The 16,882-nt window shown below is 36.2% G+C and carries 15 protein-coding genes; 10 read left to right on the top strand and 5 right to left on the bottom strand.

Going from position 1 to position 16,882, the window contains the following annotated elements; all coding sequences use genetic code 11:
* Positions 1–203: 203 nt before the first annotated feature.
* Positions 204–680, bottom strand: coding sequence for an MEKHLA domain-containing protein (locus tag ACP6PK_RS12430; RefSeq protein ID WP_426559867.1), 477 nt, complete (start codon positions 678–680; stop codon positions 204–206).
* 380 nt (positions 681–1,060) lie between these two features.
* Between ACP6PK_RS12430 and ACP6PK_RS12425 the strand changes: the two genes are divergently transcribed.
* Together ACP6PK_RS12425 and ACP6PK_RS12420 are read left to right on the top strand one after the other, a co-directional pair.
* Positions 1,061–2,902 (top strand): fatty acyl-AMP ligase, encoded by a 1,842-nt coding sequence (locus tag ACP6PK_RS12425; RefSeq protein ID WP_426559866.1) that lies wholly within the window; start codon positions 1,061–1,063, stop codon positions 2,900–2,902.
* Between the two features lie 811 nt (positions 2,903–3,713).
* Positions 3,714–5,348 carry an aminotransferase class I/II-fold pyridoxal phosphate-dependent enzyme gene (locus tag ACP6PK_RS12420; protein WP_426559865.1) on the top strand — a complete coding sequence of 545 codons (1,635 nt, stop codon included), beginning with the start codon at positions 3,714–3,716 and terminating at the stop codon, positions 5,346–5,348.
* 255 nt (positions 5,349–5,603) lie between these two features.
* Here the strand turns inward: ACP6PK_RS12420 and ACP6PK_RS12415 are convergent, their stop codons facing one another.
* Complete coding sequence (locus ACP6PK_RS12415; protein ID WP_426559864.1) at positions 5,604–5,756, bottom strand: hypothetical protein; 153 nt, start codon at positions 5,754–5,756, stop codon at positions 5,604–5,606.
* A 17-nt stretch (positions 5,757–5,773) separates the two neighbouring features.
* Between ACP6PK_RS12415 and ACP6PK_RS12410 the strand changes: the two genes are divergently transcribed.
* Complete coding sequence (locus ACP6PK_RS12410; protein WP_426559869.1) at positions 5,774–5,950, top strand: Dna2/Cas4 domain-containing protein; 177 nt, start codon at positions 5,774–5,776, stop codon at positions 5,948–5,950.
* A 312-nt stretch (positions 5,951–6,262) separates the two neighbouring features.
* Here the strand turns inward: ACP6PK_RS12410 and ACP6PK_RS12405 are convergent, their stop codons facing one another.
* On the bottom strand, positions 6,263–7,339 hold the full coding sequence (locus ACP6PK_RS12405; protein WP_426559863.1) for an NAD(P)/FAD-dependent oxidoreductase: 1,077 nt from the start codon (positions 7,337–7,339) through the stop codon (positions 6,263–6,265).
* Positions 7,340–7,469: 130 nt separating this feature from the next.
* Here ACP6PK_RS12405 and ACP6PK_RS12400 point away from each other — a divergent pair, with 130 nt between their 5' ends.
* The 3 genes from ACP6PK_RS12400 (at position 7,470) to ACP6PK_RS12390 (ending at position 9,387) form a co-directional block, all read left to right on the top strand.
* Entirely contained in the window at positions 7,470–8,291 is an 822-nt protein-coding gene (locus ACP6PK_RS12400) for a YaaW family protein (protein WP_094675355.1), read from the top strand.
* A gap of 346 nt (positions 8,292–8,637) precedes the next feature.
* On the top strand, positions 8,638–9,009 hold the full coding sequence (locus tag ACP6PK_RS12395; RefSeq protein ID WP_094676189.1) for a hypothetical protein: 372 nt from the start codon (positions 8,638–8,640) through the stop codon (positions 9,007–9,009).
* 144 nt (positions 9,010–9,153) lie between these two features.
* Positions 9,154–9,387, top strand: a complete 234-nt coding sequence (locus ACP6PK_RS12390; protein ID WP_094676187.1) for a hypothetical protein — start codon at positions 9,154–9,156, stop codon at positions 9,385–9,387.
* Positions 9,388–9,542: 155 nt separating this feature from the next.
* Here the strand turns inward: ACP6PK_RS12390 and ACP6PK_RS12385 are convergent, their stop codons facing one another.
* Positions 9,543–10,301 (bottom strand): DUF561 domain-containing protein, encoded by a 759-nt coding sequence (locus tag ACP6PK_RS12385; protein ID WP_426559862.1) that lies wholly within the window; start codon positions 10,299–10,301, stop codon positions 9,543–9,545.
* A gap of 211 nt (positions 10,302–10,512) precedes the next feature.
* Between ACP6PK_RS12385 and ACP6PK_RS12380 the strand changes: the two genes are divergently transcribed.
* From ACP6PK_RS12380 to ACP6PK_RS12365, 4 genes are all read left to right on the top strand, one after another.
* Positions 10,513–11,841: a cytosine deaminase gene (locus ACP6PK_RS12380; protein ID WP_426559861.1), complete on the top strand. Its 1,329-nt coding sequence runs from the start codon at positions 10,513–10,515 to the stop codon at positions 11,839–11,841.
* Positions 11,842–12,414: 573 nt separating this feature from the next.
* Positions 12,415–13,770, top strand: coding sequence for an FAD-binding oxidoreductase (locus ACP6PK_RS12375; RefSeq protein ID WP_426559860.1), 1,356 nt, complete (start codon positions 12,415–12,417; stop codon positions 13,768–13,770).
* Positions 13,771–14,148: 378 nt separating this feature from the next.
* Positions 14,149–14,565 (top strand): XisH family protein, encoded by a 417-nt coding sequence (locus tag ACP6PK_RS12370; RefSeq protein WP_426559859.1) that lies wholly within the window; start codon positions 14,149–14,151, stop codon positions 14,563–14,565.
* Positions 14,553–14,894 (top strand): XisI protein, encoded by a 342-nt coding sequence (locus tag ACP6PK_RS12365; protein WP_426559858.1) that lies wholly within the window; start codon positions 14,553–14,555, stop codon positions 14,892–14,894. Before ACP6PK_RS12370 ends, ACP6PK_RS12365 begins: the two co-directional genes overlap by 13 nt.
* A gap of 242 nt (positions 14,895–15,136) precedes the next feature.
* Here ACP6PK_RS12365 and ACP6PK_RS12360 read toward each other — a convergent pair whose 3' ends face one another.
* Entirely contained in the window at positions 15,137–16,552 is a 1,416-nt protein-coding gene (locus ACP6PK_RS12360; protein ID WP_426559857.1) for an aldehyde dehydrogenase family protein, read from the bottom strand.
* Between the last annotated feature and the right edge of the window lie 330 nt (positions 16,553–16,882).

Genomic DNA, 16,882 nt, shown 5'->3' with positions numbered 1-16,882 from the left:
ATCGGGTTTGGAGACCAAACCCCTACAGTTTTTTATCACATCTCATTCGGTGATTGCTATAGTAGTTTGATTAGATAAAAATTTCAAAAAAATTATCAATTAAGATTCTATTATTCCAGCCTCTTAATGATAAATAATTATACAGAAAATGGAGTTTCAAACACCTAGTATTTTCTTACCTAGATAATCACAATTTACTACTACTAAATATACTCCCACTCCTGATAAGTAGAAGCTTGACCACATTGCTGTTGATTTTCATCTAGAAGATTCCAGATGGTAACATTTGAAATCCAAAACCGTTTACCTTTGCTGGAAATACGAATCCCCCGATAACCACTAATATAGCCTTGAGTTTTTGTTTGAGTCAGTAATAGCTGGCGATCTTCCTGCTCTGAAAGTTCTGCTGTCTGACGAGAAGGGGTATTAGTCAACTGCTCCCAACTCATTTCCCATAAATCTAACGCTTGCTGATTACCATAATTAAAGATAGGGTTTTCTTCCATACCGTGAGAAAGAACAACAAATGGAGCTTCCCACAATGCTTGAGCTATTGCTTCTGGTGTTCCATCTAGATCCAGTAGAGATTCACCAGTCCAATATTTATAGCTCCATAACAACCTTTGAGTATGGTGAATTATAGTTTCTTGTTTCCAGGGATATAAGATATTTTCAGTCATTGATGATTTTTCAATAGTTAATTATCAAGAATTCTATCTTGACTTTTTACCTTTGAAAAGGGAGGGATGTTTCATTTTATCTCATCAATCATATTTTGAAAAAAGCAAAGGGAGATTTGAACATCAAACTAAGCTATATTTCAGTATTAAAAATTGATCCGTTTTTTTAGATGTTAATTTTGCTGGTATTATCTTGCCAAATTTACTCTCTATAAATCACTCAAAAAAATGGTTAAGAACAACAAAATTTCAATCAGAACAAGAAAAAAATAATTTATTTGACATTTAATTATGCTTGGTTACTTAATCATCCCTACATCTGCGTTAAAATTCCTCTCGTACATTTCTTATTATCCTTATCTTTTTCTATCAAAAATAAAATGAATAGTTTAGATAAAAAATTTAAAACATTAGTAGACTTATTAAAAAACAGAGCTATCCAAAACCCCGAACAAATAGGTTATAGCTTCTTAATAGATGGAGAAACAGACACAATTAGCCTTACCTATCAACAACTAGAACAACGTTCACGGGCGATCGCTGCCTATCTCCAATCTGTATGTCCACCAGGAGAAGTTGCCCTACTCCTCTATCAACCGGGACTAGAATATATTACTGCTTTTTTTGGATGTCTCTATGCAGGGGTTATAGCAGTTCCCGCTTATCCTCCTAGACCAAATCGTTCCCTAGAGCGCATCCAAACAATTATTAGAGATAGCAAGGCCAAAATAGCTTTAACAACTCATTCTATCGTTTTGAGCCTAGAACGTCGCGCCTCAGAAACCCCAGAATTAGATAGTTTAGGTTGGTTAGCCACTGACCATATTCCTGACAATTTTGCCGAGAAATGGCAAGAACCCAATATTAATGAGGATACCACCGCCTTCCTGCAATATACCTCTGGTTCCACGGCCACACCAAAAGGCGTAATGATTACTCATCAGAATCTTTTACATAATTCCGGTCTGATTCATCAATGTTTTGGACATTCTCCCCAAAGTAAAGGAATAATCTGGCTACCTCCCTATCACGATATGGGTTTAATTGGTGGAATATTACAACCTTTATATGGAGGCTTTCCTGTGATGCTCATGTCTCCCTTAATGTTCCTCCAAAGTCCGGTGCGCTGGTTACAAGCTATTTCTCGATACCGAGGCACTACCAGTGGTGGGCCAAATTTTGCTTATGATTTGTGTGTCCGTAAAATTAAACCGGAACAGATACAAACTTTAGATTTAAGTAGTTGGGAAGTAGCTTTTAATGGTGCCGAACCTATTAGTGCTGAAGTTTTAGAAAGGTTTACTAATACCTTTTCTGTTTGTGGTTTTCGCCGGGAAGCTTTTTATCCTTGCTATGGCATGGCAGAGGCCACCCTAATTATTTCTGGGGGTAATAAACTTTCTCCACCAGTGGAAACTACTATTGCGACTAGCGCATTAGAGAAAAACCAGATCGTCTTAGTTTCTGAAATAGAAGGAACAAAAAGATTAGTAGGTTGTGGGCAAACTTTGCCAGAGCAACAGATTAAAATTGTTCATCCAGAAAAATTAACTCTTTGTGCTGAGGGAGAAGTAGGAGAAATTTGGGTATCTGGACCAAGTATTGCTCAGGGTTATTGGCACAAACCAGAAGAAACAAAGCAGACTTTTGCAGCTTATTTAGCTGAAGCACCCCAAGAGCCATTTATGAGAACTGGAGATTTAGGCTTTCTCAAGGCAGGGGAACTATTTGTGACAGGTCGTCTCAAGGATGTGATTATTATAAATGGTCGGAATCATTATCCTCAAGATATTGAATGGACAGTCGAACAAAGTCATCCTTTAATTCGACCAGGTTGTATTGCTAGCTTTTCTGTAGAAGTGGCAGGAGAAGAACGTTTAGTAATAGTAGCTGAGGTAGAACGTAATTTTCGTCAACTCCTTCGTGGAAGTCAAAAGTTACAAGTCACAACTCAAAATTATGACCATACTAATAAATCTGTTAGCTCAATAGGGGTTGATTTTTTTAGTCAGCGTAATGGCAAGTGTGGGACAGAAAATTTTGATAATTCTCAGGACTTAATTAAATCTATCCAACGGTCTGTGTCAAGAAATCACGATTTACAAATTTATCAGATATTGTTGCTCAAACCAGGAGCTATTCCCAAAACTTCTAGTGGAAAGGTTCAGCGTTATGCTTGTCGCGAAGGCTTTTTGACTGGAACTCTACAGATATTTGAATAAGGAAGAAGTTCAACAATTAATAATTAATAATTAATAATTACCTCTTCTTTCTAAGAATAGGATTGACTAAAAGGATTTGTTTTTCTTTTTTATCCATGAATGGAGAGGCTTTATACCTTGATTTTTAAGTAAACAGTTTGATTACAGGTATAGTCACAGCAATAATTTAACTTCTGAATTCTAAATTCTAATGACTTCTAACTGTTCCCTTCTTCCTTCTTTCTTCTTCCTTCTTCCTTTGTTAAATAGGTAATTATCCATTATCAATTAATGAAAGGTATAGTCATAGTTGCCCCCAATGAATCAGGTCCAGTAGTCCAGTAGGGTGCGTTAGACGGCTTAAATTTAGACTATGAAATGGACTCAGCTATCTGTCGTAACGCACCATTGCATCAGTGTAAGTCCAGTAGTGAACTACACAGCTAATTTATTGCAAAAACGGTGCGTTACGGCGCTACTGGACTGGAGTGAACTATAAAGTTTTATTGGGTAGAACGAAGTGAAACCCAACCTACTGGACTTCTTCCTTCTCCCTTCTTTCTTCTTTCTTCTTCCTTCTTCCTTTCTACTTTGTATAAGATCGTGGCACAATAACCATCATGCCTTCCCCAGTGTTTTTTGGGAAGGTCAATCAGTTGAAATAGTTAGCTATTTCAGGTAATTGTCACAAGTTAAAAGTTGCCCCCAATGAATCAGAAGCCAAATTTCTGATTTTCCAGAGGGACATTTTTCCCCAATTATGTGCTATTGCATATAAGCTACTAGAAAAAACTGAGTGACAAGCAATTTTAATGTGGTGCAGGAGTGAACAATGAAACTGTTGAACCAGCTTATGAATGAGCAAGACAGCCAACATCTGTCTTTAGTGAAAAATGATCCAGACCCTGCCTTGCAAGTCCCAAAATCATCTCCAGTCAGAGATAATATTAAATCCTGGTTAGTCTCCCAATTAGCTGAACGGCTAGAAGTTGACACCAGTGAAATAGATATTGAGCGGGATTTTACTGATTATGGTCTTAACTCAATTGAAGTGGTCAATCTCTCTGGAGAACTAGAAAATCTTCTGGGTCGGCGACTACCTCCTACCCTTTTGTTAGATTATCCCACAATTGAGTCCTTGGCTGAATATTTAGTAGAGGATACCTCCGAGGATACGAGGCCAAGTATTCACAAAAAATTAGAAGATGAGGTTGAGGTCTCAACTTCTAATCCAACTACGGAAACTGAAGAAATTCCTTTAGAGTATTATAACTTTGACCTCTATCCAGAATATCTACAACTGCAAAATAAATTAGCAGATATTAATTCTACTGGTATTGGTAATCCTTTCTTTATACCTCAAGAACGAATTAATAATAATACTACAGTTATTGGTGGTAGGGAACTGGTGAATTATGCTACCTATAATTATTTAGGTATGTGTGGAGATCCTGTCGTATCTAATGCTGCAAAAGAAGCTATTAATCATTATGGAACTTCCGTTTCTGCTAGTAGGTTATTATCAGGAGAAAAGCCATTACATCAGGAATTAGAAAAAGAAATTGCTGATTTTATTGGTGTAGAAGATAGTATTCTTTATGTTGGTGGTCATGCTACTAATGTAACTACTATTAGTCATTTGTTTGGGCAAAATGATTTAATTCTCCATGACTCTTTAAGTCACAATAGTATTTTCCAAGGTTGTTTATTATCAGGAGCAACTATTATTGCTTTCCCTCACAATGACTGGGAAGCTTTAGATAAGTTACTGCGCGATCGCCGTCATCGTTATAAGCGGGTACTTATTGCTATAGAAGGTGTATATAGTACAGATGGTGATATTCCAGATTTACCAAAATTTATTGAGATTAAAAAACATTACAAAACTTTTTTAATGGTAGATGAAGCTCACTCCATTGGTACTATTGGCAAACATGGTCGTGGTATTAGTGAGTATTTTGGGATTAACCCTAATAATGTTGATTTATGGATGGGTACTCTGAGTAAGTCTTTTGCTAGTTGCGGTGGTTACATTGCTGGTAGTAAAGCATTAGTAGAATATCTTAAATATACTTCTCCAGGATTTGTTTATAGTGTAGGTATTTCTCCTCCAGATACAGCGTCAGTATTAGCTGCTATTCGGTTATTAAGGAGGGAACCGGAAAGAGTGGCACGACTACAAGAAATGTCTCGACTATTTTTGGAGTGCGCTCGCGAACGAGGGTTAAATACTGGAATGAGTAAAGATTCTCCGGTTATACCTATTATTGTAGGTGAATCTATTAAGTCGGTAATGTTATCCCAAAATTTATTTAAGCGAGGGATTAATGTACCATTTATGTTTTACCCATCTGTACCACACAATGCAGCCAGACTACGCTTTTTTATCACTTGTAATCATACAGAGGAGCAAATTCGCTTCACTATAGATGCTCTAGCAGAAGAGCTTAGTTTAATGGGTGTTTAAGAGCTAGTAAAACACAAGTAGAGACGTTCGCATTTTTGTTATGCAACGTCCCTACGATATTCTGTTGTACGATTTCCACTTTGTTCTGCATTTTGGGATTGGGTTTGGAGACCAAACCCCTACGTTAACAAAGTCAGAAGTCAGAAGCGAGTGTGTAATAATGATAATACCACAACCATTATAATCTACTACTACCTATATCTCTATTTCCCTATGTCCCCACCCTTCCCACACTCCTCACACTCCCTACACTTCCTATTCTCTTTCTCCCTGACATATCCACGCTCCCCAAAAATAAGGATGAGCTAATGGTTTACTGTCAATTTCCAGCTCTTTTCCTAACTTTAATTCTGCTAAAATATCACGACTTAATTTACTTTTTTGCAACTCTCCAACAGTAACATTCATAAGGATTTACAGTTTATATTGAGGATGACAATTCATTCAAAGCTTATAGTAAAAAATTCCCGATATGTGTTTCTGGTAAACCCGATATTATTGCCACAAAAGATAATTGGGTTATTGTTGAGGATATTAAAACAGGTAGGCGCAAAAATTCTCACAAAATGCAAGTTTTACTCTATATGTTTTACTGCCCTTAGCATCAGAAACTCAAGAACTTTGTCACCAACAAATACCTCACGGACGTATTGTTGATCCAGATAATATTTGGGAAATTCCTACATGGGAAGTTAATCAAAAATTTAAACAGCATCTCCAAGAATTACTTGCGATAATTTGTAGCACTAAAATGCCTAAACTAACTCCTAGTATTTGGGAATGTCGTTACTGCAAAGTTTCTGATAATAATTGCCCTGCTCAAACTAAAAATGATGATAATTTTGCAGCATAATTAATTTGGGTAGTAGGAATTTTTATAATTATCTGAAGACTGCTATTAATACCTCCATTAATCACTCTACTCCCATCTGACTCAACCAATTTGCTGCAGCTAACCCAGAAGCAAAAGCACCTTCAATATTATTTCCACCACACCAGTCACCAGCACCTACTAATGGCAATGGCATTTCTGTAGTCAAACAAGAAACATTCAAAGCTTGACGACAGAAAGCATAACGCCATCGGTGAACTTGCAACCATTCTGGGTTACTTAACCACGGTAACAACTGTTGTGCTGTATATTCTAATAATTCTTTCCCGACTGGTTGTAAGTCCGGGGTATCAAGATGGGTAGTAGCAAACTTGGCGCTACTTTGAATCACAAATACAGGTTGAGTCGGATGGGGTCTTTTGCTACTATCAACACCTACCCAGTCCAGATAGTCATCATTCGGGAAAGCGATCGCTCCCCATTCTGGTAAATTCTCCTCTAGTTCTGGAGAATATCCTGCCATCACAGTAATACAAGGATCGTATTCTACAAAACGCAGATGCTTGAGAAATTCTGGCTGTATTTCGGCAACAGGTTTTTCCAAAATTATTAAAGCTTGGGGTGCAGGAATAGCTAAAACTACAGCTTTCGCCATTACTTCTATTGGTTTTTCTGTAGCAGCATCATTAGTAATTTCCAGAGTCAAACACCAATTTTTTTCCGCTATTGGTTGCATAGTTTGTACTCGCCGACTAAACCAAATGTCTAAACCTTGGGCAAGAAATTTTCCCACAGAGTTCATTCCCTGGGGCGCAATATAACAATTTTTAGGAATAGGGAGTAGTAGTCCTTGGGGTTGAGTTAGTTCATAAATTTTATCTGTCCAAAGTTGCAGAATTGGTTCGGTATCGGGGCTATTTTTTTGACTTTTGAGATTATTAATTAATTGTTGCAAAAATTTACCTGTCGGTTCCAGGTAACGTACTCCATGATCGGCGCGACTTCCTGAGACTCGGCGAGTTGCCATGCGACCCCCGACTCCCCTAGATTTTTCCAGCACCACCACCGAATAACCAGCTTTCTGTAATTCTTGAGCGCAGACTAAACCAGCCATACCTGCACCAATGACGGCAATATCAAATTTTTGCGAGTTGTTCATAATTTTTAATATTAGAATAAATATCTTATGTTATAATGATAAGTTGGTTAAGGTTAATTTGGTTGTTAGCCTAGTAAAACTCAATTGAAGTATAATCATAGTGCTTTGTGGGCGTGGAGGAAATAAGAAGTTGGATGAATTAAGAGCAGCACTGGAATTAGCAACAGAAGAGGAGTTACAACAATTAACAGGACTTTTGTTTGGGCGCGGGATCAATCCTTTGGATTATTTCCAGACTCCTCTACCAATAGATGTACAAAGTCGCGATCGCGATGCTTGGTTAGATGCCCTAGACCAGAGATTTCGTTATCTGGCAGCAGATGGTATGACGGTATTACGGGGACATACCCAGAAAGTAAGTTATCGGCAAGCTTTAATTAAGGTCTGTAGTTATCTCAAGATTTCCTATTCTCAAGAACTTTCAACCACAGATTTAGAAGCAGAGGTGTTTCTCCATGTTTTAGGTCGAACCTGGAAACGTTTGCCTCGATCCCAACAAGATGTCTTAGCCCAAAATATACAAAATTCCCTGGCTGAATGTAACTTTCCTCAGCCCCTACCAATATCAATACAAAAAAATCCATTAAGTTTATTATTTAAAGGTAGTACCGCTTTTGCTGTGAGTTCGGTATTAAAACCAATATTACTAAAACAGTTAGCTCGTCAATTTGCGATTCATTTTGCTAAATATGAAGTGGCAAAAGCAGCATTAGTAAAAGGCGGAGCAACAGCAGCAGCTCAGTTTCAAAGTCACGTCACTATGCAAATGGCTAATCGAGGGATGGCTCTTAGTGCTGCTCGTTACGGGACAGTACGGACAGCTTTAGGATTTTTAGGGCCGATGTTGTGGACTTGGTTTTTGGCCGATTTGGGTTGGAGAGCGATCGCTACAAATTATGGTCGTGTGATTCCGGCTGTGTTTGTTTTAGCCCAAATTCGGTTGTTGAATTAGCAAGAATTGGTTAAGAGCTAAGTTTTAGTCTAGAGTTATATAGAAGCCCTAACTGTATCTTGGCAAAGTTGCGAGTTTTTGGTTCAGGAGTCAGTCCTCAGGAGTCAGAAGTCAGGAGATTAAGAAATAAAGAAAAAGGTAGAAAAATGCTCCCATCTCCCCACCCTCCCCAAACTCCCCACCCCCATCATGTATAAAAAAATAAATACCTTCAGGGGTTCTATAAAGCTCTGTAGAATAAAATCTAGATTCTTAACGAATATCTATAAAGTTGCTTTATATTACACAATGAGCAATAAATTAAACATATCTATTATTTTAATGACCAATTTTTAGGAGAACAGAAATGAGTCTGAATATTCAAGGTATAGTTAGTTCTGTTAAAGAAGAGCTAGCTCCTCAGTTCGAGGAAAAATTACGCAGTTATTTAGTACAACAAGACCGAGAATGGTTAATTGAGCAAATTATACGTTTAACTTTAGATTCTTTATATATAAAAAAGAAAGATATTAAAGCTATTCAAGAACAAAAAGCTCAAGAGCGGCTTTCAAGAATAGAACGCCTCAAAGACATGGCACTGGATAGAGAAAAATTAAATGATTTTATCAAAAAGTATGATAAAAGAGATCGGAGTAAATTAATAGAAGATGGCTATTTAATTAATAATCCTCCAGAAAAAGGAACTGACTTAGTAACAGAAAAATATCGGAGTAATTAGGGTAACGAATTACTTATTCTAGCTAAAGATATACTTTTTGCACTATTATTTGGAGAAGAAAGTAATCATGTTAAATTTGCTAGAATTGAACAGGAATTATTAACATTAACTGTACCTAGGTTCAAATCTGAATCATTAAATTTTATGAAGGCAACAACAGAAATTAGTGGTTTGGGAAACTGGCAAGATCCGGATAGTGTTTCTAATGATTCACGGGCAGATAATATTATTTTACAGGTCGAGTATGGAGAGATAGAAGGAGAATTAATAGGTGATGGTATTGTAATTTGCTTAAGCTTAATCAATAATCTAGAAATTAATGAGCAAATTCTCTATGCAAGGATGATAAATGTTGAACAAAGTACCTTAATTACTTAAATTTATTAGGACTTCAAAATAAGATATTTCTGTCATTTTCTGACAGACTTTTTGATTTGAGTAGGGACGTTGTATAACAAAAATGCGAACGTCCCTACAGGGTTATCATTTTTTAACGTAGTTCATTAACCTGAAAACTCTCCAAGTCAAGCAAATTAAACAGACATTGCATCTGCTTTCACATGACTAACAGTTGCCAAAGCTTCCACCAAACTACGAACAGCAGCGATCATCGCTACTTCATCATTCAGTTTGTTAATAGCACTACCCACACCAACGCCAGCAGCACCAGCAGCGATCGCTAATGGAGCAGTAACATTAGAAATACCAGAAGCACACAACACAGGTATAGTGACAGCACGAGAAATTTCATAAGCTGCTGCGATAGTAGGAGCTGCTTTTTCAATTAAACCCAAAGTTCCGGGATGAGTTGGTTTAGCAATGACAGCACCTTCAGTTTGAATAATATCAGCACCTGCTGTTACTAACTCAGTAGCTAGTTGTACTTGCCGATCTAATTCTAAAAGATGAGGAACAGTTACAGAAAGAGTAATATTAGGTAAAAGTTTGCGAGTTTCTTGAGTTAACTGTAAAACTTCCTCTGCTTCAAAACGCATTCCTTGAGCGTAGAATGCCTCATAGTTACCAATTTCAATTAAGTCAGCACCCGCTTCTACTGCTGGTACAAATTTAGCAGGTTCAATAGCAGAAACACAAATAGGTAAATTAGTTAAACTGCGTGCCATCTCTACTAAATTAGGATCGGCAGCAATATCAAGGAAGGTTGCTCCACCTAAAGTTGCAGCTTTAACGGTTGCTGCGACTCTATCTTTGTCGAAATTAGTCAAACCACTAATAACTTTTAGAGCTTGGCCATTTTTTAATGCAGTCTGTAATCTAGATTCAGTCATCATTGAAATTAATCCTTTTGCCGATAATTTTCTCTACATTATTGTGCCACGGAGATAGTCCCTGTAGTAGCGTGTCTAGACTAAAATTGTGGGTAAAAAAACCTAACCCCCCAACCCCCTTCCCTGCAAGGGAAGGGGGGGAATATTTGCCCCTCTCCTTGTAGGAGAGGGGTTGGGGGAGAGGTCTTAATGAAATTTACCGATAAAATAAATTATGAACAATCAAAAATTTTCAGTAATCTCTGATACTTCTAACTATTGGTTAAAAAATGCTCATGTACCTGTATGTCTTATAGAAACTGACTCAGAGATATCAAGTCAAACTAGGGAAGGTTTGTCTTTAGTAAATATAGAAATTAGAGAGGGAGTCATCACACAAATTGTCCATTCCTCAAAAGGCTTACCTTCAACTGGGGACATTCCTACTGTTGACTTGCAAGGTGGTATGGTGTGGCCATGTTTTGTGGATATGCACACTCATTTAGATAAAGGACATATTTGGGAGCGATCGCCTAACTTAGATGGTAGTTTTAATGGTGCTTTGGATGCGGGTGCTAGGGATGCGGGAAAATATTGGAATGCTGAAGATATTTATCGTCGGATGGAATTTGGTCTTAAATGTAGTTATGCTCATGGTACAAAAGCTATTCGGACTCATCTTGACTGTTTTGGAGAAGAGGTAAATATTGGTTTGGAGGTATTTCAAACATTACAAAAAGAGTGGGAAGGTAGATTAATATTACAACCTGTTTCTTTGGTTAGTGGTGATTATTATCTTACTGAAGCTGGAGAAAAATTAGCGGATAAAATTGCCGATATTGGTGGGATATTAGGGGCGGTTCCTTTTATGAGTTCAGATGTGGATAATGAATTAGATAAATTATTTAGTTTGGCGAAGGAAAGACAATTAGATTTAGACTTACATACTGATGAAAATGGAGACCCTAATTCTAGGGTTTTACACAAGGTTGCTAAGAAGGCAATTAGTCATCAATTTTCTGGCAAAATTATCTGCGGACATTGTTGTAGTTTGGCTGTACAAACTCCGGAAAAAGTAACAGAAACTCTGGAGTTAGTTAAGGAAGCTGGTATTAGTATTGTGAGTCTACCAATGTGTAATCTTTATCTCCAAAATCGGCAAGATAATTATACTCCGAGATGGCGGGGTGTGACTTTATTACATGAGTTAAAAAAACAAGGAATTTCTGTTGCTATTGCCAGTGATAATTGTCGCGACCCGTTTTTTGGATTTGGCGACCATGATGTTTTGGAAGTGTTTAATATGTCGGTGAGAATTGCTCATTTAGATATGCCTTATGGGGATTGGCCGAATGCTGTGACTAAGACTCCTGCGGATTTAATTGGTTTGCCTAATATTGGTAGAATTAGAGTTGGATTGGATGCTGATTTAATTCTGTTTAAAGGTAGGAATTTTAGCGAACTTTTATCACGGTCTCAACATGATAGGGTGCTATTGAGAAATGGTCGAGTTATTGATACAACTTTACCTGATTATTGTGAATTAGATAGTTTATTTGAATAGGAGGAAAATTTACGGGAGTTGATTTTAAAACAAACACCAGTAGTGGAATGTTCCAGCTAAAACTGTGCATTAGATTTTAGGTTGTGGGAAGACAAGGAAGACAAGGGGGACAAGGAAGACAAGGTGGTAAGGGAGAAAAAGCCTATTGCACCATTTAAGATGAAACAGTCCAGTAGGGTGCGTTAGACGGCTAAAATTTAGACTATGAAAGGCATTGAAAAATCCGTCGTAACGCACCATTTAATATGTCTCAATCTACTACAAACTTGAGCACGCTACAACTCAACTAAGACTCCTGCGGACTTAATTAGTTTGCCTAATATTGGTAGAATTAGAGTTGGGTTGTCTGCCGATTTAATTCTGTTTAAAGGAAGCAATCTCGCGCCACCCCAGAGATTGCAACAATCGTCGCAATGACTAATTTTTAGCTGAATTCTATATAATAATCAGGACTTAAGCAAATTCTTAGACAATACCCTATCTGTAGGGGGCGAATGCCATTCGCCCCTACTATGTATGGGGGTTCTGCGTAAGTCCTAATAATGTTAAAATAATCTTTTACTCAAAATACTAATGACAACAACTAAAACAAAACAAATAAATTGGGATGCCCTAGTATCAGAACTAACAAATATTGAAATTATTACTGACCCAAATCAAGTCGTTAAACTCTCCTTAGACTATTATCATTTCAGCCCTGTTTTAGAATCTAAACTGAAAGACAAAAGAGCTAATTTAATTGTTCGCCCTACCAACGAATCCGAAGTTTTACAAATAGCTAAAACTTGCGTTAAATATCAAGCACCTTTAACAATTAGAGGTGCTGGAACTGGTAATTATGGGCAATGTATTCCTTTAGAGGGAGGGGTGGTTCTCGACACTACAAAAATGAATAATATTAATTGGATTAAACCTAGTTTATCTTGTGTTGAACCAGGAGTAAAATTAGTAAATTTAGATAAAAAAGCAAAAGAAATTGGTTGGGAAATTAGGATGTTTCCTTCAACTTATCGTACTGCTACAATTGGCGGTTTTATCGGTGGTGGTAGTAGTGGAATTGGTTCAATTAATTATGGTGGATTGAGAGATAGAGGTAATGTTTCTGCTGTCCGAGTTGTTACTATGGAGGAGGAACCAAGGGTTATAGAATTGCGGGGTGATGATGTACAAAAAGTTAATCATGCTTATGGAACAAATGGAATTATTACTCAATTAGAAATACCTCTAGCTCCTACTTATCCTTGGGCAGAATTAATAGTAACTTTTGATAATTTTATGACCTGTGCAAAATTCGCTCAAGCATTAGGAGATGCTGATGGAATTGTCAAAAAATTAATTACTGTTTTTGGGTGGCCGATACCTAGTTTTTTTGCTGGCTTAAAAAATTCAATTCCTGAAGGAAAACATTGTGCTTTTTTGATGGTGTCTGAATATAGTTTGGCATCTTTTCAGGATTTGCTTAAAGAATTTAACGGTGAAATTTGTTATGAAAAAACTGCTCAAGAGGCAAGTAAAGGTACACCTATATATGAGTTTACTTGGAACCATACAACATTACACGCTCGGAGTGTAGATACAAATTTGACTTATTTACAAAGTGGTTTTCCAAGCGATAGAAATTTGGCACTTGTAGAAAAAATGTATCGGCATTTTGGTGATGAAGTAATCATGCACTTAGAGTTTATGAAAATGGATGGTAAAACTACACCAGTAGGATTACAAATTGTCCGTTATAGTTCAGAAGAACGACTAAATGAAATTATTGAATATCACGAGGAAAATGGGGTAATGATTTTTAATCCTCATACCTATATTTTGGAAGATGGGGGAATGAAAACTACAGACTTTGAACAGTTAGAATTTAAGCAAAAGGTAGATCCTTATGGATTATTAAATCCGGGAAAAATGAAAGCTTGGTTGGATAATTAATAATTAATAATGGATAATTAAAGAAACAAGATTTATGCACTTGCTTCAATACGATGGTTTTCATCCAAGATAATTAATAATTATCGAAAAATTAAGGTATAAAGTCTCTCAATTCATGGAGAAAAAAAATCCTTTTGTTGAGTTAGGTTAGGGCCGTTGTATGCAACGTCCCTACAGAGTTAGAAATAAGAGTTATAGACGAAGATGGTCGTTCATAATACTCAAAGTGATTTTTCTGTCATCGTTACCTCAAAATGCTTACTTTTTCAGCTATCATTCCGAAAAGATCCAAATTTTTCAGGGTATAAAATTGCTCAAAAATTTATCTGTAAATACTTTGAGATTTAATCAGCAAGTTCCAATTATTACAAGGAAATAATGCCAGCAAGAGATACTTATCATCAAGCTGTTAAAAATGCTTTAATTAAAGATGGTTGGACAATTACTTTTGACCCTTATCCTATTAAATATGAAGAAGTTAAATTATTTGCCGATCTAGCTGGTGAAAAAACAATTTCTGCCACAAGGGAAGGGCAACAAATTGTGATTGAAATTAAAAGTTTTCTGAGTCGTTCTCCGATGCATGAATTTGAAACAGCATTAGGACAATATTTAATTTATCAAACATTTCTTTCTCTTACACATCCCGATTTTAAAGTTTATTTAGCAGTTGGTAATAAAATTTATGAAAAGTTTTTTGCACAAGTTGCAATTAAATTAATTCTGCAAAAATATCAAGTTTTACTATTAGTGATTGACATTAAAAAAGAGGAGATTATTAAATGGATAAGCTAATTCATTATCAGAAGATAATCAAACAAATTTTAACGAATTATCAAAGAATATCAGCACAGGTTCCCGATCCTGATATAGATGAGATATTAATGTTTGACGACCAAAGAAGTCAATATCTTTGGTTTAATATTGGCTGGAAAAATGATAGGCGAATTAAAGCGATTTCTGTTTATATTCGGATTAAAAATGAGAAGATTTATATTGAGGAAGATTGGACTGAGGAAGGAATTGCTAATGAATTATTAAGGGAAAATGTACCTAAAGAAGATATTGTTTTAGCTTTCCACGATCCTGAAACTCGCAAGTTAACTGAGTTTGCTGTTGTTTAAATTATAGGATTTTATTTAGTATCAGTTGGTGCGTTACATTTCATCAACTTATGGTTTATTAAATCCGGGAAAAAAGAAAGCTTGGAAAGAAAGTAAAAAGTGAAAAGTAGGGTGCGTTAGCGATCGCGTAACGCACCATCCATAGAGATAATTACTAGGATAGACGGTGCATTATATTTCATTAATGCACCCTACTGAACTGTTTCATCTATCCTAAAGCTTTGCTAATATAATTTTAGGATTTAATCAAACCACCAAGGATTAGGAACAGAATTTACTTTAGTTAAAATCGCTTTTTTCCGCAGAAATCTTTTCATACCATCAGCACCCATTCGGGAATTACCTAAACCAGAAAACTTAAAAGAATTTTTTTCTCCTTCATTTATTAAGGCTGTTAAACCTGCATCATTAATACTAATTCCACCAGCATTTATATGACTAGCAACTGCTAAAGCTTCAGTTTCAGAACCTGCAAATACAGCAGCACTTAAACCATAAATCGTATCATTTGCTAACCTAATTGCTTCTTCGACAGTAGCAAAAGACATAACTGGTTTTATTGGTCCAAAAGTTTCCTCAGTCATTATTTTCATAGTATGATTTACTTGACTTAAAACCGTAGGTAAACACCAGAAACCACCATCTAATTTTTCTACATTTCCTCCACAATGAATAACTGCACCTTTACTCACTGCATCTTGTAAATGTTCGGTAATAATCTCTGCCTGTTGAGCCGAAATAATTGGTCCTATTTCTCCAGATTCAATATTAGGATAATTTAACTTCAGACTTTTGGCTTTTTCAGTAATTTTAGTAATAAATTCTGTAAAAATTGACTCGGCTACATAAATACGTTCAATAGATAAACATGACTGCCCTGCATTAACAACCGAACCCCATAAAAGTGCCGATGTTGCTAACTCTAAATCTGCTGAATCAAGGACTATTGCTGGATCTTTTCCTCCCAATTCTAGACAAGCTGGAATCAACTTTTTTGCTGTTTCCTCAGCAATTTTTTTACCTGTGGCAACACTACCAGTAAAACAAATAAAGTCTACATATTCGATTAAATTTGCACCAGTTTCTCCAGCTCCTTCAATAACAGTAAAAATATCCTGCAAAAATGGAACAGTAGCTATAGTTTCTAACAAAGGTTGAATAAATCTAGGAGTAATTTCACTAGGTTTAACTATAACAGCACAACCAGCAAGTAGAGCCGGAATTGCATCTATTAAAGATAACAATAGGGGGAAATTCCAGGGACTAATAATACCAACTAACTGATAAGAAATTAAATGATTTTGCAGTTGAATAAATGGAATTGTTGTAGTTTTTGTTTCCCCAGTTGCTAAGAGGTCTGGCGCTAAGTTACACCATCTATCTATACTATTAATTACAGAGTCAATTTCTATTCTTGATTCTATGATTCTACCTGTGTCATTTACTAATGCTTTAGTTAACTTTTCTTGGTCAGACAAAATTGATTTTTTCCACTTTTGCATTACCTCAACTCGTTTTTCTATTCCTAACTGTTGCCACTCAATTTGTGCTGTGCGTAAGCTGATACATTTAGCAGCAATTTCTGCTGCTGTTGGAGGAGTAATAAAATAATCTATTTTGCCGGAACGTGGGTTACGCACTTGGATTTGACTAACCATAAAGCGTGCTTCTTTTTTTTGATTTAGTGAATTTTAGGAATTACGAGTATATTATAGCAATCCTATTTTATTCGTGGCAAAAATCTTACTCCTTTTTAGGGAATAGGGAACAGGGAACAGACCGAAGTTTCAAGTTTTTTATCTACTTTTTAATTTATCACGACCTATTTAGGATTGCTATATACCAATTACATCAAACAATCTGACAAAAAAGTGCTTATTAGAAACAGAGTATAGCATTTCAGTTATCAGTTGTAAGCAAGTATCTACTAAATTAGTATGATACTAAGGTTGATAAAAAAACCTTTATCATGTATCAGCAAGTATTTA

Source organism: Dapis hubbardiae BLCC-M172 (assembly GCF_050016015.1).
GTDB lineage: Bacteria > Cyanobacteriota > Cyanobacteriia > Cyanobacteriales > Microcoleaceae > Trichodesmium.
The sequence above is the reverse complement of the archived record's forward strand: the minus strand, read 5'-3'. Positions and strand labels throughout refer to the sequence as shown.